Origin of the sequence: Marilutibacter penaei (assembly GCF_014145395.1) — a bacterium.
GTDB lineage: Bacteria > Pseudomonadota > Gammaproteobacteria > Xanthomonadales > Xanthomonadaceae > Marilutibacter > Marilutibacter penaei.
On sequence record NZ_JACHTE010000004.1, the window covers coordinates 193,224 to 218,707 of the forward strand.

Annotated in this window: 21 protein-coding genes; 8 read left to right on the plus strand and 13 right to left on the minus strand. The window is 67.9% G+C overall.

The annotated features are described in order from the left end of the window. Positions 1-177 precede the first annotated feature (177 nt). Both H4F99_RS06815 and H4F99_RS06820 read left to right on the plus strand, forming a co-directional pair. Positions 178-3,027, plus strand: a complete 2,850-nt coding sequence (locus tag H4F99_RS06815; protein WP_182668977.1) for a TonB-dependent receptor domain-containing protein — start codon at positions 178-180, stop codon at positions 3,025-3,027. A gap of 74 nt (positions 3,028-3,101) precedes the next feature. Continuing rightward, positions 3,102-3,761 (plus strand): TIGR02466 family protein, encoded by a 660-nt coding sequence (locus tag H4F99_RS06820; protein WP_182668978.1) that lies wholly within the window; start codon positions 3,102-3,104, stop codon positions 3,759-3,761. Positions 3,762-3,766: 5 nt separating this feature from the next. Here H4F99_RS06820 and H4F99_RS06825 read toward each other — a convergent pair whose 3' ends face one another. Continuing rightward, the gene (locus H4F99_RS06825; RefSeq protein ID WP_182668979.1) at positions 3,767-5,368 is read right to left on the minus strand and encodes a tetratricopeptide repeat-containing sulfotransferase family protein; all 1,602 of its coding nucleotides are present in this window, start codon (positions 5,366-5,368) and stop codon (positions 3,767-3,769) included. A 163-nt stretch (positions 5,369-5,531) separates the two neighbouring features. Here H4F99_RS06825 and H4F99_RS06830 point away from each other — a divergent pair, with 163 nt between their 5' ends. Next, positions 5,532-6,512, plus strand: coding sequence for a hypothetical protein (locus H4F99_RS06830; protein ID WP_182668980.1), 981 nt, complete (start codon positions 5,532-5,534; stop codon positions 6,510-6,512). Between the two features lie 19 nt (positions 6,513-6,531). Here the strand turns inward: H4F99_RS06830 and H4F99_RS06835 are convergent, their stop codons facing one another. The 3 genes from H4F99_RS06835 to H4F99_RS06845 form a co-directional block, all read right to left on the minus strand. After that, complete coding sequence (locus H4F99_RS06835; protein WP_246371423.1) at positions 6,532-7,122, minus strand: 2OG-Fe(II) oxygenase; 591 nt, start codon at positions 7,120-7,122, stop codon at positions 6,532-6,534. 7 nt (positions 7,123-7,129) lie between these two features. Further along, entirely contained in the window at positions 7,130-8,932 is a 1,803-nt protein-coding gene (locus tag H4F99_RS06840; protein WP_343064159.1) for a phosphoenolpyruvate carboxykinase (GTP), read from the minus strand. An 80-nt stretch (positions 8,933-9,012) separates the two neighbouring features. Further along, on the minus strand, positions 9,013-9,603 hold the full coding sequence (locus H4F99_RS06845) for a TetR/AcrR family transcriptional regulator (protein ID WP_425487999.1): 591 nt from the start codon (positions 9,601-9,603) through the stop codon (positions 9,013-9,015). 231 nt (positions 9,604-9,834) lie between these two features. Here H4F99_RS06845 and H4F99_RS06850 point away from each other — a divergent pair, with 231 nt between their 5' ends. Together H4F99_RS06850 and H4F99_RS06855 are read left to right on the plus strand one after the other, a co-directional pair. Next, entirely contained in the window at positions 9,835-12,312 is a 2,478-nt protein-coding gene (locus tag H4F99_RS06850) for an acyl-CoA dehydrogenase (protein WP_182668983.1), read from the plus strand. Between the two features lie 78 nt (positions 12,313-12,390). Then, complete coding sequence (locus H4F99_RS06855) at positions 12,391-12,888, plus strand: hotdog fold domain-containing protein (RefSeq protein WP_182668984.1); 498 nt, start codon at positions 12,391-12,393, stop codon at positions 12,886-12,888. On the opposite strand, the gene H4F99_RS06860 is transcribed toward H4F99_RS06855, so the two are convergent. The 5 genes from H4F99_RS06860 to H4F99_RS06880 form a co-directional block, all read right to left on the minus strand. Beyond that, complete coding sequence (locus tag H4F99_RS06860; protein ID WP_182668985.1) at positions 12,885-13,433, minus strand: DUF922 domain-containing protein; 549 nt, start codon at positions 13,431-13,433, stop codon at positions 12,885-12,887. The two genes, H4F99_RS06855 and H4F99_RS06860, sit on opposite strands and share 4 nt — an antisense overlap. Before the next feature lie 32 nt (positions 13,434-13,465). Beyond that, positions 13,466-14,587: an NAD-dependent epimerase/dehydratase family protein gene (locus H4F99_RS06865; RefSeq protein ID WP_220481062.1), complete on the minus strand. Its 1,122-nt coding sequence runs from the start codon at positions 14,585-14,587 to the stop codon at positions 13,466-13,468. A gap of 64 nt (positions 14,588-14,651) precedes the next feature. After that, positions 14,652-16,010: an NTP/NDP exchange transporter gene (locus H4F99_RS06870; protein WP_425488000.1), complete on the minus strand. Its 1,359-nt coding sequence runs from the start codon at positions 16,008-16,010 to the stop codon at positions 14,652-14,654. Positions 16,011-16,174: 164 nt separating this feature from the next. Beyond that, positions 16,175-18,073, minus strand: coding sequence for a M48 family metallopeptidase (locus tag H4F99_RS06875; RefSeq protein ID WP_182668986.1), 1,899 nt, complete (start codon positions 18,071-18,073; stop codon positions 16,175-16,177). Between the two features lie 22 nt (positions 18,074-18,095). Next, positions 18,096-18,689 carry a LemA family protein gene (locus tag H4F99_RS06880; protein ID WP_220481063.1) on the minus strand — a complete coding sequence of 198 codons (594 nt, stop codon included), beginning with the start codon at positions 18,687-18,689 and terminating at the stop codon, positions 18,096-18,098. 85 nt (positions 18,690-18,774) lie between these two features. Between H4F99_RS06880 and H4F99_RS06885 the strand changes: the two genes are divergently transcribed. After that, positions 18,775-20,097 (plus strand): serine hydrolase domain-containing protein, encoded by a 1,323-nt coding sequence (locus tag H4F99_RS06885; protein WP_182668988.1) that lies wholly within the window; start codon positions 18,775-18,777, stop codon positions 20,095-20,097. A gap of 132 nt (positions 20,098-20,229) precedes the next feature. Here the strand turns inward: H4F99_RS06885 and H4F99_RS06890 are convergent, their stop codons facing one another. The 4 genes from H4F99_RS06890 to gcvT form a co-directional block, all read right to left on the minus strand. Then, the gene (locus H4F99_RS06890; protein ID WP_182668989.1) at positions 20,230-20,781 is read right to left on the minus strand and encodes a hypothetical protein; all 552 of its coding nucleotides are present in this window, start codon (positions 20,779-20,781) and stop codon (positions 20,230-20,232) included. A gap of 817 nt (positions 20,782-21,598) precedes the next feature. Then, on the minus strand, positions 21,599-21,994 hold the full coding sequence (gcvH, locus tag H4F99_RS06895; RefSeq protein ID WP_182668990.1) for a glycine cleavage system protein GcvH: 396 nt from the start codon (positions 21,992-21,994) through the stop codon (positions 21,599-21,601). 123 nt (positions 21,995-22,117) lie between these two features. Further along, a complete protein-coding gene (locus tag H4F99_RS06900) occupies positions 22,118-22,735 on the minus strand; it encodes a 2-hydroxychromene-2-carboxylate isomerase (protein ID WP_182668991.1) in 618 nt (205 codons plus the stop codon). Positions 22,736-22,740: 5 nt separating this feature from the next. Then, positions 22,741-23,865, minus strand: coding sequence for a glycine cleavage system aminomethyltransferase GcvT (gene gcvT / locus H4F99_RS06905; protein ID WP_182668992.1), 1,125 nt, complete (start codon positions 23,863-23,865; stop codon positions 22,741-22,743). A gap of 153 nt (positions 23,866-24,018) precedes the next feature. On the opposite strand from gcvT, the gene H4F99_RS06910 reads away from it, so the two are divergent. Together H4F99_RS06910 and H4F99_RS06915 are read left to right on the plus strand one after the other, a co-directional pair. After that, entirely contained in the window at positions 24,019-24,633 is a 615-nt protein-coding gene (locus H4F99_RS06910; protein ID WP_182668993.1) for an RNA polymerase sigma factor, read from the plus strand. Continuing rightward, on the plus strand, positions 24,626-25,465 hold the full coding sequence (locus H4F99_RS06915) for a hypothetical protein (RefSeq protein ID WP_182668994.1): 840 nt from the start codon (positions 24,626-24,628) through the stop codon (positions 25,463-25,465). Before H4F99_RS06910 ends, H4F99_RS06915 begins: the two co-directional genes overlap by 8 nt. The last annotated feature ends 19 nt before the right edge of the window (positions 25,466-25,484 follow it).

Here is a 25,484-nt window from a genome sequence, read left to right on the forward strand (position 1 = left end):
CCCATTGATTATCCTACGAAAGCCGCCCCTGAACCGGGCGGCTTTCGGCGTTTGTTAACGTCACTTTAATTTTTCTCCGAAGGGGGCTACTATCGGCCGGACCTTGCCGGATTTGGTGCCTTGTTTGACATCACCGGCGGGTTCCCATGGGAAACCAAGACTGACTTGGAGAGAGAGATGACCGTTAAGACCACCCAGCTCCGCGACGCGATCACCATCGCGCTCGCCGTGGGCGCCACGGCTGCCGCCGGTACCGGCGTTGCCGTCGCCCAGGAAACCGAGCAGGCCACCACCCTCGACCGCATCGAGGTCACCGGCTCGCGAATCAAGCGCACCGACATCGAGACCAGCCAGCCGATCTTCTCGCTCTCGCGCGAAGACATTTCGGCCCAGGGCCTGACCTCCGTCGGCGACGTGATCCAGAACATCAGCGCCAATGGCTCGACGCTGAACACCACCCAGAACAACGGTGGTAACGGCGAAACCCGCGTCAACCTGCGCAACCTCGGCTCGAACCGCACCCTGGTGCTGGTCAACGGCCGTCGCTGGGTGGGCGGCACCGGCCTCGGCGGCGCGGTCGACCTGAACACCATCCCGACCGCCGCGGTCGAGCGCATCGAAGTCCTGAAGGACGGTGCGTCGTCGATCTACGGCTCCGACGCCATCGCCGGCGTGGTCAACGTGATCCTGCGCCAGAACTTCGACGGCGCGGAAGCCAACGCCTACCTCGGCCAGTTCGACAAGGGCGACGGCGTTCGCCAAGCCTATGACTTCACCGTCGGCAGCACCGGCGACCGCTGGTCGGCCATGCTGGGCGTCGGCTACGTGAAAGAAGATCCGGTCTGGGCCGGCGACCGCGAGATCTCGGCCGTGCCGGTGTACGGCTCGACCCCGGGCCTGGGCGGCAGCTCCACCACGCCGGATGGCCGTTACTGCATCCTGGACATGACCACCTTCGCCTGTGCCAACCCCGACGGTGCGTATGGCCTGTGGAAGGCGGATCCGAACGATCCGCGCGGCTGGAGCGAGTGGGCCGGCACGCCGGACAACTTCAACTTCGCCCCGCTGAACTACCTGCTGACCCCGCAGGAGCGCATCTCGGTCTTCGCCAACGGCTCGCTGGACATCAGCGACAACCTGCGCTTCAAGACCACGGTCACCTATAACCAGCGCCAGTCCGAGCAGCTGCTCGCCGCCATGCCGGTGGTCGTCGGCTTCCCGGGCGCCTCGCAGGCGGCCGATATCGTCATCAGCCAGGACAGCCTGTACAACCCGTACGGCGAGGACATCAACTGGGTCCAGCGTCGCGTCGTGGAAACCGGCGGCCGCTCGTTCAAGCAGACGGTCGACACCTACGCGTTCGACGGTGCCTTCGAGGGCAGCTTCGAGGTCGGCGAGCGTTACTTCGACTGGGAAGCGGGCATGTTCTACGGTGAGAACCGTTCGAACGACGCCACCAACGGCCTGCTGACCTACACCGCCATCCGCAACGCGCTTGGCCCGTCGATGCTGGTGGGCGGCGTGCCGACCTGCGTCACGACCCCGGGCGATGCCAGCACCGCGATCGCGGGCTGCGTGCCGGCCAATTTCCTGGGCGGCGCCGGCTCGCTGACCCCGGAGATGCTGAGCTACCTGACCTTCGAGGCCCACGACCAGCTGGGTTACAGCCAGAAGAGCTACTTCGCGAACATCAGCGGCGACCTGTTCGACCTGCCGGGTGGCGCGATGGCGTTCTCGTTCGGCCTCGAGCACCGCGAAGAAGACGGTTACGACCGTCCGGATGCGCTGATCAACGCCGGCGACACCACCGGCAACGCGCGTACTGCCACCGGCGGCGGCTACTCGCTGGACGAGGCCTACCTCGAACTGGCGATCCCGGTCCTGGCCGACGTGCCGGGCGCGCAGCTGCTGGACTTCAGCATCGCGACCCGTTACTCGGACTACAGCAACTTCGGTGACACCCTCAACAGCAAGTTCGGTTTCCGCTGGAAGCCGATCGACGACCTGCTGATCCGCGGCAACTACGCCGAGGGCTTCCGTGCGCCGTCGATCAACGAGCTGTTCCAGGGCGTGAGCGACACCTTCCCGACCATCAGCGATCCGTGTAACACCGTTGGCTTCGCGCAATTGGATGCCGCGGGCCAGGCCCGTTGCGTGGCCGACGGCGTGCCGCAGGGCGGTTACAACCAGGTCAACTCGCAGATCCGCATCAGCACCGGTGGCAACCCCAACCTGCTGCCTGAGAAGGCCGAGAACTACACCTTCGGTTTCGTCTACAGCCCGAGCTATATCGAAGGCTTCGACATCTCGCTGGACTGGTGGAAGATCGAGCTGACCGACACCATCACCACGTTCTCCGGCAACGCGATCCTCGACGACTGCTATGAGGAAGGCAACGCCCAGGCCTGTAGCCTGATCACCCGTGGCGGCGGTGGCTTCATCACCGACCTGCTGGCAGCCGGCCTGAACATCGGTAGCCGCGAGGTCGAGGGCTACGACATGACCATCGGCTACCGCTTGCCGGAAACCGACTGGGGCAAGTTCTCGTTCATCTGGGACAGCACCTACATGGTGAACTACGAGGACGACGGCGACGGCGACAACCAGGTCGGTGAGTACACCGATCGAAACAACAACTGGCGCATCCGCTCCAACCTGTCGACCCGTTGGGAAATGGGCGACTGGGGCGCGACCTGGAACCTGCGTTACTACGACGCCCAGGTCGAGGCCTGCAGCGGCTTCAGCTCCAATGCTGCGGTTGAGGCAGCCAACATTGCACTTCTGTGCTCCGACCCGACCCGTCGTACGTCTGAAGGCCTGAGGCCGCGTAACAAGCTGGACGACACGTTCTACAATGACGTCAGCGTCTATTGGAACGCGCCGTGGAACGGTCAGATCTCGCTCGGCATCAACAATATCCTCGATGAGGACCCGCCGCGCTCGGTCACGACGTTCGCGAACAGCTTCGACCCGCAGTACGAAGTGCCTGGCCGCTTCATGTACATGCGCTACAGCCAGAAGTTCTGATCGACCTGAAGTTGCGTTACCTTGCTACGGCCCCGAAAGGGGCCGTAGTTCTTTCCAGCGCACGGTGCCCGACGATGCCCCTCGAGATCAGCTCCATGTTCGCCGTCCCGATGGCCCAGGACAGCCTGCCGGAGGCCGAGCGCCTCAACCCCGAGCTCCGGTCCCTGCTGCTTGCGCGTGAAGCCGAAGGCCAGCGCTACGCCAACCCGAATCCCTCCCTGCAACAGCAGGCCGGGGTGTTCGAAAGCGATTTCAACCTGTTTTCATGGCCCGAGCCGTGCATCCAGCAACTGAGGCAGTTCTGCTGGGCCGCGCTGGGACGTACCGTCCAGGACCTCAACGGCTATTCGCCGGCTGAGATGCAACGCCTGCAGATCTACTCGCACACCTGGTTCCACGTGACCCGCCACGGCGGCTTCACGATCATGCACAACCACCCGATGGCCTCCTGGTCCGGGGTCTACTGCGTCGACCCCGGCGAGACGCCCGCGGACCGGCCGGAGTCAGGGGTCCTGCGTTTCCCCAGCCCGCACCACTACAGCAACTACTTCACCGATGCGGGCAACATGCGCCAGCGCGCGCCCTACCACCACGGCACCTGGAGCATCCGTTTCAAGGCCGGGCAACTGGTGCTGTTCCCGTCCTGGCTGCAGCACGAAGTGCTGCCCTTCTACGGGCAGGACGAGCGGATCACCGTCGCGTTCAACTGCTGGTTCGGGATGCGCGACGCGTGACCCGGTCACCACGGCCCTGACAGGTGGCCGAGGGCCTCGCGCAATGGCGCGAGATGCGCGGCGTACGGCCGCCATGCCCCTCCCCGGTTGCGCTGGATGCCGGCGCGGACGCTGCCGATGCTGGCCGTGGCGGAGTAGCCACCCTGGCGGCCCACATCCAGCAAGTGAGGGCGGTAATCGAGTCCGCAGAAGGCCAGTACCCGTTCGGTTTCCGGGCCCGGGTCGTCCACGAACCGCTGGTAGTCGACATCGAGGATGCGTTCCGGGTACAGCGCCCGCCAATGGTCCATCAGCCGTCGATAGCCGCTGTAATAGTCCGCCAGCGTGGCCTGGTCGTAGCTGTAAGGCGCCGCGCCGCTGAAGAACGTGCGGAGGTTGGAGAAGCAGGTATCCATCGGGTCGCGCTGCATGTGCAGGATCCGCGCCTCCGGCATGGCCGCGAGGATGAAACCGGCCAGCAGGAAATTTTCCGGCAGTTTTTCGGTGAACACGGCCCTTCCACCTGCCTTCCACCGGGCATGACGCCGGAAGAACGATGCTGCGGGTGCGAGATCGACGCGATCGGCCTCGACGACCATCGACAGATCGACCGTCGAACGGGCCGGGCGGTCGAAGGCGAGCCGCAGCGCCGCCGGCATCACCTGGCTCTCGCCGCCGTCGGCGACATCCGGATGGCCTGACAGCACCCGCTCCAGCACGCTGGTCCCGGACCGGTACATGCCAACGATGAAGACCGGACGCACCGAAGCGTCGACTGGAACGGGCGTGGCGACCCCGCTCACATGCATCGACCCCAGGGCATCGAACAGGCGTGCCTGCGCGACCGGGTCATGGTCGGACGTCCGCTGCTTGATCGCACAGCCTTGGGCGAGCGCCTGCCACGCTGCTTCGTACTGTCCGGCCGCGTGGTGGAGGTTGTGCATCGCAAAGGCCAGGTAGGCCGCGTCCCCGCTCCCATCGGGCACGCTCCGTAGTGCGGCCGCCGTGGCCTCGAGGTCGCTGTCGATGCGATCGTCCTCCGGTTGCATCGACAGCAGCCAAAGCGCATGTGCGACATGCGGACCGGGCACGGACGCGGCTGCGCGCAGGCGTTGCCTCGATGCCTCCAGGTCGCCCGAGACGAAGTCCAGCGTGCCACGCGTGACCTGCAGCGGCGCGACGCGTGGCGCCAGCCGTCCTGCGCGTTCCAGCAGGGGCCGGGCGAGGTCGTAGAGCCCGATCGGGACGAGTTCGGACGCCACTGCGTGCAGCAACCGCGCATCGCTGGAGTGCGGCCAGGGCGCGCGCCCTGCCACCCGGGCCACCGCCTCATGCAGTTCGAAGCGGCGGAGCAGGCGCACGGCGTGCCAGGCGAACTCCAGCGTCGGGAGCGGCGCGTCCATGAGCGCCGCGGCAGTCTCCATCGCCTGCCGGTAATGCCCGCGGGCCAGTCTGAACTGCGCGAGTTGCAGGATTCCCGGCGCAAAACCGGGATGCGCCGACAACAGCGCCTCCATTTCCCCACTGGCACCCGCCAGGTCGCCCTGCTGGGCGAGCGCCACGCTGCGTTGCCAACGGGGCCCGAGCGATGCGTCGAGCGGGTGCCCATGGATGTCGATCACGCTCATTCGAGGCGCAGCACGCGGTGGAAGGCTCATGCCGGAGAGCATGGTATCAGTGCCCCCGTGCGACGCGAGCCTGCCGTCTCTGCTAGCGTCCGCATACCATCGCGTGCTCCAGGAGTCGTGTCCCGTGCCAGGCCCCGCATCCGCATCGGCCGAAGATCCCCGCGTGTTTCCAGTCCGCTATGTGCCGGCGGTGGACCGCTTCCTGTTCGCCGAGCTGGACCTGGCGACGCTGGACGCGCCGTTCCTCGACCAGCGCATGGGCGATCCGTGGTCCGCTGCCGGCCCGCGCGCGATCGACGCCACGGCATTGCCGGTCGGTCGTCCCGCCTGGCTTTTCCACACGGCGTTCTGCTGCTCCACCCTCCTCGCGCGGGCGCTGCACGCCCCGCCCGCGACGGTGGCGCTGAAGGAGCCGCACGTGTTGATGGACCTGGCCTCGCACGCGCTGGAGGACCATCGGCCCGGCACCCCATCGCTGGCGGCGCGGACGGATGCCGCGTGTCGACTGCTCGGCCGTCCATGGCAGGCGGGCGGCCACGTGCTGGTCAAGCCGACCAATGCCGTGAACCGGATCCTGCCCGAGCTGCTGGCGGCCACTCCCGGGAGCCACGCGGTGCTTCTGCACGGCTCGCTGGAGGACTTCCTGTACTCCTGCCTGAAAAAGCTGCCGGGTGCCGAGCAGCCACTGCGCTGGATGGTCCAGTACCTGCTCGCGGGCACCCGCCTGCAGGCGTCGCTCGGTATCCGGCCCGACCACCCCTTCAACCCCGTCGAGGCCAGCGTGTTGACGTGGCATGCCCAGATGGAACGCTATGCCGATGCCCTCGCGGACGACGCGGGGGACCGGCTGCGCAGCCTGGGCATGAACACCCTGTTGGAGGCCCCGGTCGACCGGGTGGCATCGGTGGCCAGGTGGCTCGGGCTGGACCTCGGTGGCGCGGGCTGGGAGGATCGGGTGGCCGCCGTGTTCGCGCGCAACAGCAAGGACGCGAGCGCGCTGTACGATCCGGCCACCCGCCGCGCGGAGCGGGACGCCTTGCGTCGCCGTTTCGAGCCGATGGTGGAGGCGGCGCTCGAGTGGGCGGCGAACGCCGTCGCCCCCCACACCCGAATGCCGGCCTGGAAAGACCTGGAGACGCGCTGAGGCGTGGCGAAGGCCCGCCTCAGCGCAACGCCACGCGCTCGAACTTGATGGCGAAGGTGTAGCGCGGCACGTAGCAGATGCGGCTGGGCGGACGGCCGGCATGCTTGATCGCGCCATCGAAGACCACCAGCCGTCCGGGCCGCGGCCGCACCGCGCACACCAGCTCGTCGCTGGCGTCGTAGAACACCGTCTCCCCACCCCATTCCACGTCCCACTCGTCGCACAGGTACCACAGCGCGGTCAGGTCGTGCTGGTCGGGCAGGCAGTCGGTATGGGTGAACAGCATGTCGCCGTAGCCGGCGACATTGGTGTACGCACGGTACGGCCGGTAGCCGTGGCCGGGCGTGGAAAAACCGAGCACGGCACGACGGGTCATCTCGAAGATCGGCTGCTGCACGAGTGCGTCGATCTTCAGTTCGGTGGCCCAGTGGCGGTACTGCGCGGTGTCCTCGCGCGCGACTTCGGTGCGGGTAAACGCCGCGCGCGACAGGGCCTGCACGTAGTCGCCGACGTTCGGGAGCAGGCCGTCGAACACCTTCAACGGCCGCCCGTCGATCTCCACTTCGCGCTGGGCGGGCAGGACGCCCGCCATGCCCGGCTGCGCCGCCATCGGCGACTCAGCCCGCCAGCCGCGCGGCGATGCGCTGCTGCTCGTCCTTCAGGGCCTGCGGCATGCGCGGCCCGTAGGAGTCGAGGTACTCGCCGATGCTCTCGAACTCGGCCTGCCAGCCGGCCTGCTCGAAGCCGAACAGCTTGGCGCACGCCTCGTCGGACAGCTCGACACCGTCGAGGTTGAGGTCGTCGACGCGCGGCAGCGTGCCGATCGGCGTCTCGATGCCGCCCGCCTCGCCCTTCACGCGGCCGATCATCCACTCGAGCACCCGCAGGTTGTCGCCGAAGCCCGGCCATAGGAACGCGCCCTCGTCGCCCTTGCGGAACCAGTTCACGTGGAAGACCTTGGGCAGCTTCGCACCGGTCTGGTCGAAGGACAGCCAGTGCGCGAAATAGTCGGCGAAGTTGTAGCCGCAGAAGGGCTTCATCGCCATCGGATCGCGGCGCATCACGCCGACCGCGCCAGTCGCCGCCGCGGTTGTCTCCGAGCCCATCGCCGCACCGACCAGCACGCCGTGCGTCCAGTCGCGGGACTCGAACACCAGCGGCACCAGCGAGGCACGGCGCCCGCCGAACACGATCGCGCTGATCGGCACGCCCTGCGGGTCCTCGGCCATCGGCGACCAGCTCGGGCACTGTTTGGCACTCACGGTGAAGCGGGCGTTCGGGTGCGCCGCCGGGCCCTTGGCCGCGTCATACGGATTGCCGCGCCAGTCGGTCACCGGCGCCTGGCCATTGTCCAGGCCCTCCCACCACGGCTGGTTGTCGGCAGTGACGCCGACATTGGTGAAGATGGTGTTCTTCTGGATGGTGGCCAGCGCGCTCGGGTTGGACCGGGCCGAGGTGCCCGGCGCAACGCCGAAATACCCCGCCTCGGGATTGATCGCGTACAGCCGGCCATCGGGGCCCGGGCGCATCCAGCAGATGTCATCGCCCACCGTCCAGACCTTCCAGCCATCGCGCTGGTAGCCCTCGGGCGGGATCAACATGGCCAGGTTGGTCTTGCCACAGGCCGACGGGAACGCGGCGGCGATATAGTGGGTCTCGCCGTTGGGGTTCTGGATGCCGACGATCAGCATGTGCTCGGCCATCCAGCCTTCGTTGCGCGCCTGGTACGAGGCAATGCGCAGCGCGTGGCACTTCTTGCCCAGCAGCGCATTGCCGCCATAGCCGGACCCGTAGGACTTGATGGTCAGTTCCTCGGGGAAATGCATGATGAAGCGGCGCTCCGGGTCGAGTTCGCCGATCGAGTGCAGGCCCTTGACGAAGCCACCTTCACGCTCGATGCGTGCCAGCGCCGGCGTGCCCATGCGGGTCATCAGGCGCATGTTGGCGACGACGTAGGGGCTGTCGGTGATCTCGACACCGCAGCGCGACAGCGGCGAGTCGATCGGGCCCATGCAATACGGGATCACGTACATCGTGCGGCCGCGCATGCAGCCGTCGAACAGGGCATCGATCTTCGCGTGCGCGTCGGCCGGGGCCATCCAGTGGTTGTTCGGGCCGGCAGCGTCCTGCGCGGTGGTGCAGACGAAGGTCAGGTGCTCGACGCGGGCGACGTCATCCGGATGCGACCGGTGCAGCCAGCTGCCCGGGTTCGTGTCCTCGTTCAGCGGCAACAGCGTGCCGTCCGCCGCCATCCGCGCGACCAGCGCGTCGTTCTCCGCGTCGCTGCCGTCGCACCAGTGGATCGCGTCCGGCCGGGTCAGCGCCGCGACCTCGGCGACCCAGTCGTTCAGGGCCTGCAGGCGGCTGCGGGAGGCCTGGTCGTCCAGGGGCTTGGCGGCTTCGGAAGAGAGAGCGTTCACGGCGGTACTCCGGGACATGCGACAGGTAAGACGGATACGGGCAACGGTCCAGGCCGCGGGAACGGCCTGCGACGCCGACGTCAGTCGGTCGGGATCAGGGTGTCCATCATGTGTTCGACGTAGGCTTCGAATTCATCCTGCTGCATGCGGGTGTGGTGCAGCTGCAGGTTGAGCTGTAGGAAACCGACGTAGGCGGCATAGAGCAGCTGAGCGCGGTAGCGGGCATCCGTACGGCTCAGGCCCACCTGGCGGAACGAGGCAGTGAGGTACTCGAGGCGACGGTCGGACACGCGGCCGATCACCGGCTGCACCGCGGGATGGTCCAGCGCCTTCAGCAACTCGGAATAGACGATATGCGACTTGACCTCGTGCGCGACCACGCTGAAGAGCGCGCGCAGGCGTTCGCGCGGATCGGAAATGGGCTCGAGCTGCCCGAAGACCTCTTCCTGCTCGAACTTCTCCCAGCGTTCAAGGGCCGCCACCAGCAAGGCGTCGCGGGAGGGGAAGTGCCAGTAGAAGCTGCCCTTGGTCACGCCCAGCCGGCGCGCCAACGGCTCCACCGCGACAGCGGCGACGCCCTGCTCGGCAATCTGGTCAAGGGCGGCCTGGGCCCAGTCGTGGGCACTCAGCCGGCCACTGCGCTCGGTCTTGGGCAAGGCGGATGCGGTCATGGTGTCAAGTGTAACCATACGTATGGGCAGGGGACAGTATGCGGACAATCGACGGTTGACACATGCTGCAACGCCACACCATACTCATGCGTATGTTAACGCGGTGCCAACCGGCCGGCACCGTCGCGCGCCGGGTCACCCGCTCTTCGCGGCGGCTGGCGCACGATTGAACGCGGCCGGGGGCGCCGAACCGTCCTTTCGCCAACGCCATACTGCTTCCGGAGTGTCGCCATGAGCATCGCGATCCCCTTCCTCGTCCTGCTGGTCGTCGGCCTGTTCGCCGCGTACCACCGTCTGCGCCTGGCGGTGTGGGTCGCGGTCAGTGCCACTGCCCTCGTCGCCGCCTGGCTGCTGGGTGCCAGCGCGGCTGCGAGCATCGTCGCGGGCGTGCTGCTGGCGCTGGTGGCGGTGCCGCTGCTGGTGCCGGCGATCCGCCTGCCGCTGATCACCGCGCCGCTGCTCAAGTTCTACACGAAGATCCTGCCGCCGCTGTCCGAGACCGAGCGCGTCGCGCTGGAAGCCGGCACGGTCGGCTTCGAGGGCGAACTGTTCTCGGGCAAGCCCGACTGGAACGCGCTGCTGTCGCAGCCGCGCCCCACCCTGCGCGAGGACGAGCAGGCCTTCCTCGATGGCCCGGTCGAAGAACTGTGCAAGATGATCGACGACTGGGACATCACGCATGTCCGCGCCGACCTGCCGCCGGAGATGTGGGACTTCATCAAGAAGAACAAGTTCTTCGGCATGATCGTGCCCAAGGAGTACGGCGGCCTGGGCTTCACCGCGCTGGGCAACCACAAGGTCATCCAGAAGCTGGCGTCGATGTCGAGCGTGGTCAGCTCCACCGTTGGCGTGCCGAACTCGCTGGGCCCGGCCGAACTGCTGATGCATTACGGCACCCAGGAGCAGAAGGACCACTACCTGCCGCGCCTGGCCGATGGCCGCGAGGTGCCGTGCTTCGGCCTGACCGGCCCGTGGGCCGGCTCCGATGCCACCTCCATCCCCGACTACGGCATCGTCACGATGGGCGAGTGGAACGGCGCACGCGTGGTTGGCGTCAAGCTCACCTTCGACAAGCGCTACATCACCCTGGCCCCGGTCGCGTCGCTGATCGGCCTGGCGTTCCGGATGTACGACCCGGACGGGATCATCGGCGACAAGCAGGACATCGGCATCACCCTGGCGCTGGTCCCGCGCGACACCGCGGGCATCGACATCGGCCGTCGCCACTTCCCGCTCAACAGCCCCTTCCAGAACGGCCCCATCCATGGCCGCGAGGTGTTCATCCCGCTCAGCCAGCTGATCGGCGGCGAGAAGTACGCCGGCAAGGGCTGGCAGATGCTGGTCGAATGCCTGTCGATCGGACGTTCGATCACACTGCCCTCGACCGCCAGCGGCGGCGCCAAGATGGCGGCCGTGGTCACCGGCGCGTACTCGCGCATCCGCAAGCAGTTCGGCCTGTCGATCGGGCGCTTCGAGGGCGTCGAGGAAGCGCTGGCGCGGATCGCCGGCAATGCCTATGCGGCCAGCGCGCTGTCGGAGGCCTCGGCCGCGGCGGTCGCGCGCGGCGAGCTGCCGGCGGTGCCGTCGACGATCTCCAAGTACCACTGCACGGAGATGGGCCGCGAGGCGGCCAAGGACGCCATGGACATCCACGGCGGCAAGGGCATCATCCTGGGACCCAAGAACTACCTCGGCCGCGGCTGGCAGGCCTCGCCGATCGCGATCACGGTGGAAGGCGCGAACATCATGACGCGCTCGCTGATGATCTTCGGCCAGGGCGCGATCCTCTGCCACCCATGGGTGCTGAAGGAGATGAAGGCCACCACCCTGCCCGACCCGACCGAGCGCCTGCGCGAGTTCGACCGCAACCTCTTCGGCCATATCGGCTTCGCGATCTCCAACGCGGTCCGCAGCTGGTGGTTCGGCCTCACCGGCGCGCGTTTCGGCAGCGCGCCCGGCGACGCCTACACCCGCCGCTACTATCGCAAGCTCAACCGCTATTCCGCGGCGCTCGCGCTGATGGCGGACACCTCGATGCTGCTGCTGGGCGGCAAGCTCAAGTTCAAGGAATCGCTGTCGGGCCGCCTGGGCGACGTGCTCAGCCACCTGTACATCACCAGCGCGATGCTCAAGCGCTACGAGGACGAGGGCCGGCCGGCGTCCGACCAGCCGCTGCTGGCCTGGTCGTTCCACAACAGCGTGCACAAGATGGAGATCGCCCTGTCGAGCGCGCTCCGCAACTTCCCAGTGCGACCGGTGGGTTGGCTGCTGTGGCTGCTGGTGTTCCCGTGGGGCCGCCGCGCGCAGGCGCCGAGCGACCGCCTCGGCCACAAGCTGGCGTCGCTGCTGATGTCGCCCAACGACGCGCGGGACCGCCTCGCCCGGGGCATCTTCACCACGCCGGGCGCGAACAATCCGGCCGGCCGCATCAACAGCTACCTGCCGCAGGTGGTGCTCGCGGAGCCGGTCGAACGCAAGTTCCTCAAGGCCCTGAAGAACAGCGACATCGAGGCGCTGGACTTCAAGTCGCAGCTCGACGAGGGCGTGAAGGAAGGCTGGATCACCGCCGAGGAGCGCAAGCAGCTCGAGGCGCTGCGCGAGATGACCGTCGACGCGATCTCGGTGGACGACTTCGAGTCCTGGGAGCTGCGGTCGGCCGGCTATTTCAGCGACCGCATCGAAGCCGCCGCCAAGCGCGACGCGGCGTGATCGATACGGCAAGGACGGAGACGGCGGGGCAACCCGCCGTTTCCTTTTCCGCAGGAGAAGCCCGTGAGCGGCAGCCCCATGACTGAGCCGAACCGCGTCGCCCCCTTGCTGGCCACTTGGCGCCGGATGCGGCGCTGGCCCGTGGGGCGCTGGCTGTTTTCGCGCGCGGTGTGCTTCAAGGCACCGTATTTCTCGACGATCGCACCGCGCTTCGAGGTGCTGGAGCCGGGGCGCTGCGAAGTGCGGATGCGCGACCGCCGCGGCGTGCACAACCATATCGGGAGTGTCCACGCGATCGCCCTGTGCAACCTAGCCGAGCTGGCCGGCGGGGTGATGCTCGACGCCAGCCTCCCGAAGGGGATGCGCTGGATCCCCAAGGGAATGGCGGTGGACTACCTGGCCAGGGCGCACGGGACGATGCACGCCGTCGCGACCCCGGGCAAGCCCATCATCGCCGCGCGCGAGGGCTACGAGCTGCCGGTCCTGGTCGAAGTGCGTGATCCGAAGGGCGTCGAGGTATTCAGGGCGGACATCACGATGTGGGTCTCGCCCCGTCCAGCCGACATCCCGCGCTAGGGCGCGATCCGGCCATGGCGTGTCTCGCGATCCAGGCGACGATCCGCCTCGTGGAAGCGTGACAGCAGGTCGCGGGCCGCACGGTCGATGCGCTTGCGCGAACCGGCGCACGGGATCGGCTCGTCCATGTCCGCCAGCATGCCGTCGAGCGCATGGGGCGCGGCCAGTGCATTCGCGCGATGCAGATCCTCGTGGTCGCGCAGACGGCCGTACAGTGCGTCCCACTCCCGTCGCAGGCCGGCACTGGCCTCCGACCTGCCGGTCCATTCCGGCAATTGCATCTTCAACTCGATCCGGACCTGGTATCCGCCCACCTGGCACTCCCCATCCTTCAACGGATACGTGTCCCAGCTCCAAGTGACGTACCAGCGCGTGAAACCGCTGTACGCCCGGCCGCTCACCAGGTCACGCGGTCCATGCACCTGCATCGCGGCATGCCATTGCCGCGCGTTGTCGCCATCGATCGGATAGTGCTCGAGCGTCTCATGGAGGTGGACACCATCGGACGCCATCACCGGCAAGGCAATCAGTCCGATTCCGAGCATGCCCAGCCGGCGCCTCCTGCGCCTGTGCAAGCTCATCCCTCGCGCGAGGAGGTGTGCCAGGCATCCAGCACTTCGCGTTCCCGGCCTGGCGCCAGACCCGCCTTGAGGTTTGTGCGACGCGACTCCGGCTGCGCGCGCCACCAAGCCAGCGTATCGCCTACGGTCGCTTCGAGCGGCCGATACCGCAGGCCCGCCTCCTCGGCGCGAACCGTGCGGGTGCGCCCGAAGCCGGCATACTCTCCCTGCGCCGGGATCCAAACGGGCATGTCCGCCCACGGCCTCACCTGTTGCGCTTCCAGGAAACCGGCGGGGACCCAGGTCACGGTCGCACGGGTGCCTGCTGCGGCAAGACTGGCATCGAGCAGGTCGCCCATGGTCAGCGAGCCGGCGGGCGCATCGGCATTGAAGATCCCCGTGGTGCGCTGTTCGAGCAGGTGCAGCAGGAAGGCCGCCAGGTCGCGCACGTCGATGAACTGGGTCGGGTCCGCGGCCGAACCGGGTGCGAGGATTTCGCCACCACGGTCGGCACGCGCGGGCCAGTAGGTGAAACGGTCGGTGGTGTCCCCCGGGCCGACGATGAGCCCCGGCCGGACCACCGTGGTGCGACCGGGCATCGCGGCCTCGGCGGCCTTCTCGCACAGCGCCTTGAGGCCGCCATACGTCTCGCCATTCACCTCGGTGACCGTGGGGTCCGGCAACTCGATCAGTGCGCCGGTTTCGTCGAGGTCGGGAATGTCGTTGCGGGCATTGACGGAGACCGTCGACACCACGAGGTACCGGTCGACCCGCGGACCCAGCAGCGTCACCGAACGGGTCACATCGGCCGGGAGGTACGCGGAGGTGTCCAGCACGACGTCCCAACGCTGGTCGCCCTCCAGCGCCGACAGGTCGGTCTTGCGGTCGCCCTGCAGCTGCTCGATCTCGGCGTAACGGGGGTCCGAGAAACGCTCCGGATTCGTCCTGCCTCGATTGAACAGGGTGAGGCGATGGCCCGCCGACAAGGCGGCTTCGACGAAGTGGGGCCCGAGGAAGCCGGTACCACCCATGACGAGGATGCGCATCGGCGTGTTCGCCGTGGCCTTCCCTGCCCACGCGGGCATCGCCAGTCCCGCCACCACGCCCAGTCCCGCCTTGATCACGTCGCGTCGCTTCATCGCCTGGTCCTCCCGTTGTCCCGGCACTCTGCGCCGCTCCGGCGGCGGCGCCATGCGCCGTTGGTCACGATGACCTCCGGCTCGACGGCAGCTTGCGCTGCTCGCGGATCACGCTCGCCGCCGCGAACACCAGCCCCGCCGCCACGCCCATCCCGGCGATGAAGACAGCCCGGCTCCCGAACAGCGCCAGCCACTTGTGCAACCACACGAAGCTGAGGTCGCCGGCGCGGTAGACCACGGTATCGACGACAGCCTTGGCCTTGTAACGTGCCTCGCGGTCCACGCGCGTATAGATCGTCTCCCGCCCCGGCTTGGCCAGGGAAAACTCCCCGGCGCGCGTGGCGATCTGTGTCAGTGCGACCAGCAGCGGCATGGGGGACAGTGCCAGCAACGCATAGCCGCACAGGATCGCGAAAGCCGGGATGAGCAGGGCCGGAGCGACACCGTGCCGGCGCAGCAGCCAGCGCGTCACCAGTACCTGCACCAGCAGGGTGAGTGCGTTCACCGCGCCGTCGATGATCGAGTAGTAGCGCGCGGCGTCGCGGGCATCCGGGTAGAACGTCCGCACGATCGCCGCCTGCTCGTTGTACAGCAGGGTGCCCACGCCCACGCCGAAGAACATGATCAGTGCAAGGCCGCGCAGCAGCGGATCGGTCGCAACGCGGCGCAGGCCCGCCAGCATCGAACCGCCCATCGCGCGCTCCCCGCTGGCATCGTGGTGCATGCGTTCGCGCCGGCGCGCCCAGTGTCCGAGCTTGAGGATGCACAACAGGCAGACCGCCAGGAAGGCGACCGACACCAGCAGCAGGTTCGCGACGCCGATTCGCCCCACCAGGATGGTGGTCAGCAGCGGCCCGACCAGTGCCCCGATCGTGCCCCCCGCACCGATGTACCCGTAGAAGGACTTTGCCTGCGTGTCGTCGAACACGTCGGCCATGAAACTCCAGAACACGGTGACCGCGAACATGTTGAACACCGCGACCCAGATGAAGAACAGGCCGCCGCGCCCCGGAACCTCATGCTGGAATATCCAATGGAATCCCAGCAGGCAGGCGATGAAGAACAGGTAGACCACGGGCAGGAACACGCGACGCGGGTAGCGCGCGACAAGTGCGCCATACACGGGCTGCAGCAGGACCATCGCCACGAAGGTGAAGCTGAAGAGCACCTGCAGGACATAGTCGCCCAGTGCGAAGCCCCGCGCTGCCGCCCAGTCGACCCAGGCGACGGGAAACACCGCCTGCGCGCTGCTGGACGCACCCATCGCATCCCGCACCGGCCGCAGCACGTAGTAGCCGCACAGCAGGCTGAAGAAGTACAGCAGGGACCACAGCAGGGGTGGCGTGGCGCCCAGCATCCCGCGGAAGCGGCGCACCCGGACGCGTACGCCGCTGCCTGCGCCGTCAGACACGATATCTGCCATCGAATGCCCGAGCCCCCGTGCCATCACGCCCCCGCTTCCGGTACCGATGTCGTGCGTCCCGGGACGATGGTAGCGCTCCCATACGACGGCGACATACATCCGGCACGGCATGCCGACGGCAGGACTGGACCACGCAGCTCACCGGTGCCTCGCCGTCCTGGGGCTCAGTCGCCCTTCGCACCCAGCATGGGCGGCAACGGGCAGTGCAGCACGCCGCAGATCGTCCTGAGCAGCTCGGCTTCGGCAACGCTCACGCGCCCGTCGTGTACGATCGCTTCTGCGATGGCCTCGACCATGACCTGCTTCGCCAGCGGGTCCAGCGCATCCAGCGGTTGCCAGACGGCGTCCAGGGCGGCGACCCCATCGGCCGGCGGCGCATAGGGCAGGTGGTCGCGGGGCAGCACGCGATTCAGCCCCGCCAGATACGCGCGGCGCGCACTGGCCTCGTCGGCGTGGCCGGCCTGCGCCACGACCGACAGCAACACCTGGAACTCCCGCTTGACGCCCGGCGTCCGCTTGCGTCCCACCTGTGCGTAACGCGCGGGATCCAGCGACTCCCGCACCTGTACGGTGAGGAGCCTCGCCAGGCAATACTCGAACAGGCTGACCTCCCCGTCCGCGTGGATCACGGCGTTGCTGGCATCGAGGAACTGTTCGAGTTCGGGACGCGGACGCAGCCGCAGGACCGGGAACGCAAGCGATGCCAGCGGCAGGCGAAGTGCCGGATGCAGGTCGCGCAGGCTGTCCTCGCGCAGGTAGCGGGCGCGTTCGGCCACCACGCGTCCAAGCCGCTCCGAGATCGCTCGCACCTGCCCGGCCGCGACCTCCGCTCGATCGTCCATCAACAGGCCGAGCAACAGGGGCACCACGCTTTCACGGTCGCTCGCCAGCGCACGCAAGGCAGGCGGCATGGCGCCGACCAGCGTATCGGCACGCCGGTAGTCGTCCGAACCCGGGTGCGCCACCTGCGCGGAGACATGGTCGGGGCGCAGCACCTGCTCGGCACCCCGGGCCTGCAGCCGTTCCTGAGCGGCGGGGGGCGCGAAGCCCATCTGCACGTCTTCCTCCAGGCCCATCGGCGGCGACGCGGCCCAGCGCCGGGACAGTGCATCCAGCCCCTTCTCGTCGAATCCCGGCTCGAGCGCGCGAATGCGTTCGACCAGCGGCGGATGGGTGGCGAAGAGACCGCGGAATCCCACGCCGTCGCCGAACAGCATGTGGCTGACCTCCTCCGCCTCCGCACGGGCCACGAGGCGGGACCCGTCATGCAGGCCACCGATCTTCTTCAGCGCGCCGGCGAGCCCGGCGGTCTGGCGGGTGAACTGCACGGCCGACGCATCGGCCAGGCGCTCGCGGCTGCGGCTGACGCCCGCCTTGATCATGCGCCCGAAGAACAGGCCGATCGAACCGATCAACATCGCCGCCAGCGCGGCGACGATCACCGCCACCGCGCCTTCGCGCCGCCCCGCGTAGTGGCCATGGACCATGACCTTGCGGCCGATGAGGGCGATCATCATGATGCCGAACAGCACGCCGACAAGGCGGATGTTCAGGCGCATGTCGCCGTTGAGGATATGGCTGAACTCGTGGGCGATGACGCCCTGCAGTTCGTCGCGGTTGAGCCGGTCGAGCGCGCCCCGGGTCACCGCGACCACCGCGTCGGACGGGGAATAACCGGCGGCGAACGCATTGATCGCGGCTTCGTGCTCGAGCACGTAGAGCTTCGGCACCGGAACGCCGGACGCGATCGCGATCTCCTCCACCACGTTGCGCAGCCGGCGCAGGTTGAGGTCGCGGGTGTCTTCGGGCACCGGCACGCCGCCCAGCTGCAATGCCACCGACTCACCCCCTCCTCCCAGCGAGGCGATGCGATACAGCGACCCCAGGCCGATCACACCCAGCGTCACCAGGCTGGTGACCAGCATCAGGCCCGGCGACGCTCCGGCGACCACCGCCACCGCCACGTCCACCGCCAGCACGATCCCGAGGACCGCCAGCGCGAACAGGACGACCAGCCGGGTCGAGCCGCGTCGCGCTGCGGCCTGTTGCTCGAAGAAGTTCATGCCGGCAGCGCGACCGCGTGGATCAGAACTGGACCTTCGGAGCCTCGCGCACCTCGGCACGGTCCGCCGGGATGTCCAGCAGCGCGGCGGGCTCGAAGTTGAACATGCCGGCCACCACGCTCGAGGGGAACACCTCGCGCTTGTTGTTGTAGGCCATCACGCTGTCGTTGTAGGCCTGCCGTGCGAAGGCGACCTTGTTCTCCGTGCTGGTCAGCTCTTCGGTGAGCTGCATCATGTTCTGGCTGGCCTTGAGTTCCGGATAAGCCTCGACGGTCACCATGAGGCGACCCAGCGCGCCTTCGAGCATGCCCTGCGAACGGGACAGCTCCGCCATCGCCGACGGATCGCCGGGCGAGGCCTTGGCCGCCGCCAGGCCCGCCTGGGCCGCGTTACGCGCCGCGGTCACGGCCTCGAGCGTCTCACGCTCGTGCGACAGGTAGGCCTTGGCGGTCTCGACCAGGTTGGGAATCAGGTCGAAGCGGCGCTGCAGCTGCACGTCGATCTGCGCGAATGCATTCCTGAACGCGTTGCGTGCGCGGACCAGCCCGTTGTAGATGCCGACCGCCCAGAACGCCACGACCGCCAACAACACGAGCAGAATCAGGAAACCCGTCATGAACATCCCTCCCAGTGGCTTGAAACCCCGGCCGGGGTCAGCGCAGAATCGTTTGTACTTCCAGCATACGCAGGCCCTGCGAACGATGAAAGATAACGCGACCGCCCGGCCCCGTTCACTGCGACGCCTGGCGGCCCTCGCGGCCCTGATCCCGCTGCTGCTGGGGACCACGGCACAGTCCTCGATGAACACGCCGTCCATGCCGGCCGGGGCGTCGCGGGACACCATCTCCACGGTGACCTCAACGCCGCTCCCGCCCGACTTCGACGTGCGGCGGTTCGAAGCGATGGCGCAGGCGCTGGTGGCCGACCGGCAGGTGCCCGGCATGGCCATGGCGATCGTCCACGATGGCCGGATCCTCAGCGCGAAGGGCTACGGCGTCACCGACATGCAGGCGCCCCGCCCGGTCGACTCTCACACCGTGTTCCGTCTCGCGTCGCTGTCCAAGGGCTTCGCTTCGGCGATGACCGGGCTGCTGATCGACGAGGGCGCGCTGCGCTGGGACAGCAAGGTCACCCAGTACCTGCCCAGCTTCCGGCTCAACGACCCCGGTGCCGCGCAACAGGTCACCGTGGCCGACCTGCTCAGCCACCGGCTCGGCCTGCCCAGCAACGCATACGATCGCGACCTCGAACGCTACGTGGACTACCGTACCCTGGCCGGCAAGCTCGCCGAGCCGCGGCTGCGGTGCGAGCCCGGCACGTGCTACGCCTACCAGAACGTGGCCTTCAGCCTGGTCGGGGACGTGGTATTCGCCGCCACCGGTGACTTCTACAGCCAGGAAGTCCGCAAGCGGCTGTTCCAGCCCCTGGGGATGAACGATGCCAGCCTCGGCCTGGAAGCGATCGAAAGCAGTCCCAGCTGGGCACGGCCCCACATCCGCACGCGCGGTGGCTGGGCATCGGTTTCACCGAAGCCTACCTACTACCAGTTGCCCCCCGCGGCGGGCGTCAATGCGAGCGCGAGCGACATGGCGCAATGGCTGCTGGCCCAGACAGGCCACCGCCCGGACGTGCTTTCGGCGCCGCTGCTGGCAACGATGCACGCGCCCGTCGTCGATACGCCCGGCCGCATGGGCAGCCCGTGGCGTCGCGAACGCATCGGCTATGCCGGCTACGCCCTGGGTTGGCGGGTGTACGACTATGCGGGGCACCGCATGGCCTATCACGGCGGCGTGGTCCAGGGATACCGGGGCATGATCGCCGTGATTCCGGATCGCGACATCGGCGTCGTGGTGCTGTGGAATTCCAACAGCGGCCTCCCGTCGGGGCTGATGCCCATGATCCTCGACAGCGCGCTCGGCCTGCCCGAGCGCAAATGGCTGGACGTCGATTACGACGACCAGTCCCTCTCCGGGTTGCCCGCCCCGCGCGAGCGGTTGCACGCCGTCGCCCACGCCGGCCACTGATGCCGCCGCGAATGCCGGGGCCGGCGTTCGTGCCCCGGGGTCCCGCTCCTCCCAACGCCACATGAAAAAACTCCCTCCCCGCCTGGGCCGCGGGAAGGGAGCTGGATGACCGTAATTACGGTATCGGGGCCGTCAGATCATCGGTGCCGGGATGTTCGGCAATGCCGCCGGCGCGGCCTTCTTGCGGGCCGCACGCTTCGCCGTCTTGCGGACGGTCTTCTTGGCGACTTTCTTCGCAGCCGCTTTCTTCACCGCCTTCTTGGCAGCCGCCTTGCGGACGGTCTTCTTGGCAGCCTTCTTCACCGCCTTCTTGGCGGCGGCCTTGCGGACGGTCTTCTTGGCAGCCTTCTTCACCGCCTTCTTGGCGGCGGCCTTGCGGACGGTCTTCTTGGCGGCCTTCTTCGTCGCCTTCTTGGCGGCGGCCTTGCGGACGGTCTTCTTGGCGGCCTTCTTCGTCGCCTTCTTGGCGGCGGCCTTGCGGACGGTCTTCTTGGCGGCCTTCTTCGTCGCCTTCTTGGCGGCGGCCTTGCGGACAGTCTTCTTGGCAGCCTTCTTCGTCGCCTTCTTGGCGGCGGCCTTGCGGACGGTCTTCTTGGCGGCCTTCTTCGTCGCCGACTTCTTGGCGACCTTCTTCGCCGCTTTCTTCGCGGCGGGTTTCTTCTTCGCAGCTTTCTTAGTGGCCATGGCGTGGCTCCTCGTCAGTGATCCAGCGTTGACCGATCGGGTGATCGGGGTAGTGCCCAGTACAAACCATCACCGCAGGCAAGGGGCCAGCGGCAAACCGCCGGCACGCGCGGACGCGGGCCGGAACGGAGCATGGCCGACACCCGGCGACCGCCCACGGGGGCGTCCATCGGGTTCCGGCTGAAAAGGCAGGGGGAGTGGGATGTCACTCGCGCGAGCTTGGAGGTGGTTGCGATGTCGAAGTCCGAAAAAGCTTCAGAGGGCAGAAGACCGATACCCGCCGTGGAGGAAGACGTGGCGGTGTCGGGTTGTGTGCTGCACGTTGTCGCGATCGCTTTGCTCACTCGTTCTTTTGCAGATGGCCTCTGCTTGGCGAAACGTAATCACGGTTTTCCCGGGTGTCAACAACCGCATGCACCTGAAACGCTTGCCGCATGCGGCTCCCAGCGGGTTCACCGTGGCTGGCCCTTCCCCGCTCCACGTCCGATGACGCGCACTCGCGAACGCATGGCGTCCGCAAGCAGCGCCCTTGAGAGCAAGCAATGACAAGGCTTTCAAGCATGTGGCGAAAATTTGTCCAGCTGCTTCGGGCGCACGACCAGCGTTGTGCCGACGCACTTCCCCGCATCCATCCCGCACCTCCCGGACCCACGAAAAAAGTTCCATGGGCACGAGGTGTTTTCGCATCGCACAAGTCCTTTTGCGCGGAATGTGCGCGGAACGCCAACGGCGTGAGGACAAAAAAAACTCCGGGTCGAGCGACCCGGAGTTGATTTGTACGGCCGGTCGCGCGGAGCGACGCGGACTTGGTGCGGACTCAGTGTTCTTCGTTCTCCAGCTGGTCGGCGTAGTCCGCCGGCGCCAGCAACGCGTCGACCTGGTCGGGCGACGACATCTGCAGGGTATACAGCCACCCGTCGCCATACGCGTCCTCGTTGATCGTCTCGGGCTTGTCGGCAAGCACTTCGTTGATCGCAAGGACGGTGCCGGACACCGGCGCGTACACATCCGACGCGGCCTTGACCGACTCGACGACCGCACATGCATTGCCGGCCTCGAGTTCGTCGCCGACGTTCGGCAGTTCCACATAGACCAGGTCGCCTAGAAGACCCTGGGCATGGTCGGAAATGCCGACGGTGACCTTGCCGTCACCTTCGACTCGCAACCACTCGTGGGACTTCAGGAATTTCAGATCGCCGGGGATGTCACTCATGTCGGGCCTCTTGGTATCGGCAGTGGCGTCAGGATCGCGTGCCTAGTCTAACGGGGTCGCTGTCCGTGGACAGCGGATTTCGGATTTCGGATTGAGCGTTGAAGCCCGGTCGGGAGGCGGCGGTCAGCCGCGCGGGAACGGCGGCCGGCCACTCGCCAGGGCGTCTTCCAGCGCGTCGAGCCTGTCCTGCCCCCAGAACGGTTCGCCGTCCAGCACATAGCCGGGCAGGCCGGGAAGATCCGCGGCGATCGCCTCGGCGGTGTTGCTTCCATACGTGGCATGGACCGCGTGCTGGCCTGCCGCTTCGATGATCGGTTGCGCATCGAAACCGTTCGCCGCCAGCAGCTCCGCCACGACCTCGGGGTCGGCGATGTCACGGTCATCCACCCAGATCGCGCGGAACGCCGATTCGATGAACGCCGCCGGATCGCCCCCTGCCTGCAGCAGCGCGATGGCACTGCGGTCGCACAGGCCGGGGTCGGCCGGGAAGTACCGGGGCGAGAGATTGAGCGGAAGCGCTCGCTGCGCGCGCCAGCGCTGCAGCTCCACGAGGCGATAACGCTGCCGTGCCGGTGCGCGCTGTTTCAGCGGAACCGCGCCGTTCGCGTCGAACAGTTCGAAGATGCGCACGGGGCGGAACCGTACGTCCGCACCCTGCTGGCGCGCGATGTCCAGCAGGGCGGCATGGCCAAGGTAGGCGTACGGCGAGATGCAGCTGAAGTAGTAGTCGATGGTCTTCATGGCACTCAGGCGAGGACGCCCTCCTGGACCTGTCCTTCACGAACGAAGGGGAAACCGACCACCCGCACGGGCACTTCGCGGCCCCGGATGTCGACGCGCACGCCGCCGTCCACACCCGGCGCGATGTCGCCCGCTGGCACCCGCGCGAAGGCGATCGCCTTGCCCAGGGTCGGCGAGAACGTGCCCGACAGGATTTCGCCCTCGCCGTGCGGGGTGAGGACCTTCTGGCCATGGCGAAGCACGCCCTTGTCGTCCATCACCAGGCCGACCATCTGCCTGGGCGCGCCCTCGGCCTTCTGCCGTTCGAGCACCCCACGGCCGATGAAATCGCGCCCCTCGTCCAGGACCACCGTCCACCCCAGCGCGGCCTCGTAAGGCGAGACCTCGTCGTCCATGTCCTGGCCATACAGGTTCATGCCGGCCTCCAGGCGCAGGGTGTCGCGCGCGCCCAGGCCGGCCGGCAGAACGCCCGCCGCCGCCAGGGCCTCCCAGAAGGCGACCGCGTGCGCCAGCGGGACGATCACCTCGAAACCGTCTTCGCCGGTGTAACCGGTGCGGGCGATGAACAGTTCGACGCCATCCGCGGCCCATTCCGCGCTGGCGGCGGAAAAGCGAGCGAGCTTGCCGATGCGCGCGCGGTCCTCCTCGCGCAACAGGCCCAGCACTTTGTCCCGCGCGTTCGGGCCCTGCACCGCGACCATGGCGTACTCGTCGCGCTCGACGGCCTCGACGTCGAACGCGGTGGCCTGCCCCCGGATCCATGCCAGGTCCTTCTCGCGGGTGGCCGCATTCACGACCAGGCGGAAATACTCCTCTGACAGGAAGTAGACGATCAGGTCGTCGATCACGCCGCCCTGCGGGTTGAGCATGCAGGTATAAAGCGCCTTGCCCGGCTTCTTCAGCTTGTCGACCGAGTTGGCGAGGAGGTGGCGCAGGAAGTCGCGGGTGCGGGCGCCACGCAGGTCCACGACGGTCATGTGGCTGACGTCGAACATGCCGGCATCGCGCCTGACCTGGTGGTGCTCGTCGATCTGGGAACCGTAATGGATGGGCATGTCCCAGCCGCCGAAATCGACCATCTTGGCGCCCTGGCGGCGATGGGTGTCGTTGAGGATGGTCTTCTGGGTCATGGGGCGGGATTCTGGTGGGGGAGCCGGATTATCACAGATGTAAGCGGACGGAGCCCCGGCCGACCGGACAGGCCCGCGGGTGGGCGGTGGCCTTGCGACGTCGGCTCGATGGCCTGCGACGCTTTGGCCGCGGCGTGCATCTAGGATGGTCATATGCAGGCGTCCACTCCTTCAAGTTTCGCGATCGACGTGCCCGGGGACCTGCTGGCCGGGGTGCTGGCCGGACGGCATGGGGACTTCGAGCGGCTGTACCGGCTGTTCGAACGGCCGGTGTTCACGCTCGCGCTGAGGATGTGCGGCGACCGCGAGATGGCCGCCGACGTCCTGCAGGAGACGATGCTGAAGGTGTTCGCGCGCATCGGTGATTTCCGGGGCGACAAGGGCAGCCCGTTCTGGGGCTGGCTGCGCCAGGTCGCCGTCAACGAGGCACTGATGCGCCTGCGTCACCAGCGCAGGCACGAGCATGAGGTCGCACTGCCCGACGACGACCGGATGATGGAGGCCCCCGGCACTCTGCCGCCCGCCGCCGCCGACGCGGCGTGCCTGCAGCGCGCACTGGCGGCGCTGCCGGTGCTGACGCGCAGCGTGCTGTGGCTGTACCACGCGGAAGGCTATACCCACGACGAGATCGCGGTGCTGATGGAGCGCACGCCGAGTTTTTCGAAGTCTCAGGTTGCGCGGGGTACACGCCGCCTGCGCGAACTGCTTGAACGACCGGCCGCCAGCAGGACGCGGCCGGCCCTGGTCCCGGAGGTCCGTCATGCGTGATCCGAACCCCCCCGCCAACGCCCGTCCCCAGGAGTGGCGCGATGCACTGGCCGCCCTGCCGCTGGAGACGCCCGATGGAGATGGATGGCCGCGCCTTGCGGCTCGCCTGCCCATCCACGGTATCGAGCGCGGGGCCGCCGCGCCTTTTGTCGCCCGGCATCCGCACGCGCCCGGTGGCAGGCGACGCCGCGCCTGGGTCCCGCTTGCCGCCGCGGCGGGCCTCGCGGCGCTTGTGATGGCGACCCTTCCGGGCATCCTGGACAGGGTCGGCGAGGCCGGCACACGTCCTTCGACCGCGCGCGTCGACGCATCGCCACCGTCGTCCGAACGACTGGCCATCCGCCCCCCCGGGGACGAAGTGGCACGCCACCGCCCCGCGGTCGAGCTCGAGCCCACTGGCTCGACGCCTGGCAACGCACCCATTCGCGACCCCGCCCCCCGCGCGATCACCGCCGACAGGCACACAGGGGTAACGCCGGCCCCGCCGGTCCGCCCGGCGGCCTCCGGCACGACCTCGCCGCAGCCCGCACCCACCGGCGAGGCCTTCGATCGCCGTTATGCCGAATCGGCGCGACTGGAAGCCATGGTCGCCCTGGTCCGCGACGACGGCATGGCCAGCGCATCCGGTGCCTACCTGGCCGTTGCGCTCGAAGACCGCATCGGCGGGATCGATGCGTCGCTCACGCGGGACGACCTGCTGCCGGACGAGCGCATGCGCCTGTGGGATGCCCGCATCGACGCACTGCGCAGCCTGGCCGCCACCGAGGTCAGCCAGAGGATGGACGTGCTGGACGGCCGCAGCATGAGCGCCGCCCTGGTGCGAATCGATTGATGGCATCGCTGCCCTTCAA

Excerpts from the sequence above, each read along its gene's own strand:
- H4F99_RS06815 (WP_182668977.1), top strand. The coding sequence starts at position 178 with ATGACCGTTAAGACCACCCAGCTCCGCGACGCGATCACCATCGCGCTC.
- H4F99_RS06820 (WP_182668978.1), top strand. The coding sequence starts at position 3,102 with ATGCCCCTCGAGATCAGCTCCATGTTCGCCGTCCCGATGGCCCAGGAC.
- H4F99_RS06825 (WP_182668979.1), bottom strand. The coding sequence starts at position 5,368 with ATGAGCGTGATCGACATCCATGGGCACCCGCTCGACGCATCGCTCGGG.
- H4F99_RS06835 (WP_246371423.1), bottom strand. The coding sequence starts at position 7,122 with ATGGCGGCGCAGCCGGGCATGGCGGGCGTCCTGCCCGCCCAGCGCGAA.
- H4F99_RS06845 (WP_425487999.1), bottom strand. The coding sequence starts at position 9,603 with ATGACCGCATCCGCCTTGCCCAAGACCGAGCGCAGTGGCCGGCTGAGT.
- H4F99_RS06850 (WP_182668983.1), top strand. The coding sequence starts at position 9,835 with ATGAGCATCGCGATCCCCTTCCTCGTCCTGCTGGTCGTCGGCCTGTTC.
- H4F99_RS06855 (WP_182668984.1), top strand. The coding sequence starts at position 12,391 with ATGACTGAGCCGAACCGCGTCGCCCCCTTGCTGGCCACTTGGCGCCGG.
- H4F99_RS06860 (WP_182668985.1), bottom strand. The coding sequence starts at position 13,433 with ATGCTCGGAATCGGACTGATTGCCTTGCCGGTGATGGCGTCCGATGGT.
- H4F99_RS06865 (WP_220481062.1), bottom strand. The coding sequence starts at position 14,587 with ATGAAGCGACGCGACGTGATCAAGGCGGGACTGGGCGTGGTGGCGGGA.
- H4F99_RS06870 (WP_425488000.1), bottom strand. The coding sequence starts at position 16,010 with ATGGCAGATATCGTGTCTGACGGCGCAGGCAGCGGCGTACGCGTCCGG.
- H4F99_RS06875 (WP_182668986.1), bottom strand. The coding sequence starts at position 18,073 with ATGAACTTCTTCGAGCAACAGGCCGCAGCGCGACGCGGCTCGACCCGG.
- H4F99_RS06880 (WP_220481063.1), bottom strand. The coding sequence starts at position 18,689 with ATGACGGGTTTCCTGATTCTGCTCGTGTTGTTGGCGGTCGTGGCGTTC.
- H4F99_RS06885 (WP_182668988.1), top strand. The coding sequence starts at position 18,775 with ATGAAAGATAACGCGACCGCCCGGCCCCGTTCACTGCGACGCCTGGCG.
- H4F99_RS06890 (WP_182668989.1), bottom strand. The coding sequence starts at position 20,781 with ATGGCCACTAAGAAAGCTGCGAAGAAGAAACCCGCCGCGAAGAAAGCG.
- gcvH (WP_182668990.1), bottom strand. The coding sequence starts at position 21,994 with ATGAGTGACATCCCCGGCGATCTGAAATTCCTGAAGTCCCACGAGTGG.
- H4F99_RS06900 (WP_182668991.1), bottom strand. The coding sequence starts at position 22,735 with ATGAAGACCATCGACTACTACTTCAGCTGCATCTCGCCGTACGCCTAC.
- gcvT (WP_182668992.1), bottom strand. The coding sequence starts at position 23,865 with ATGACCCAGAAGACCATCCTCAACGACACCCATCGCCGCCAGGGCGCC.
- H4F99_RS06910 (WP_182668993.1), top strand. The coding sequence starts at position 24,019 with ATGCAGGCGTCCACTCCTTCAAGTTTCGCGATCGACGTGCCCGGGGAC.
- H4F99_RS06915 (WP_182668994.1), top strand. The coding sequence starts at position 24,626 with ATGCGTGATCCGAACCCCCCCGCCAACGCCCGTCCCCAGGAGTGGCGC.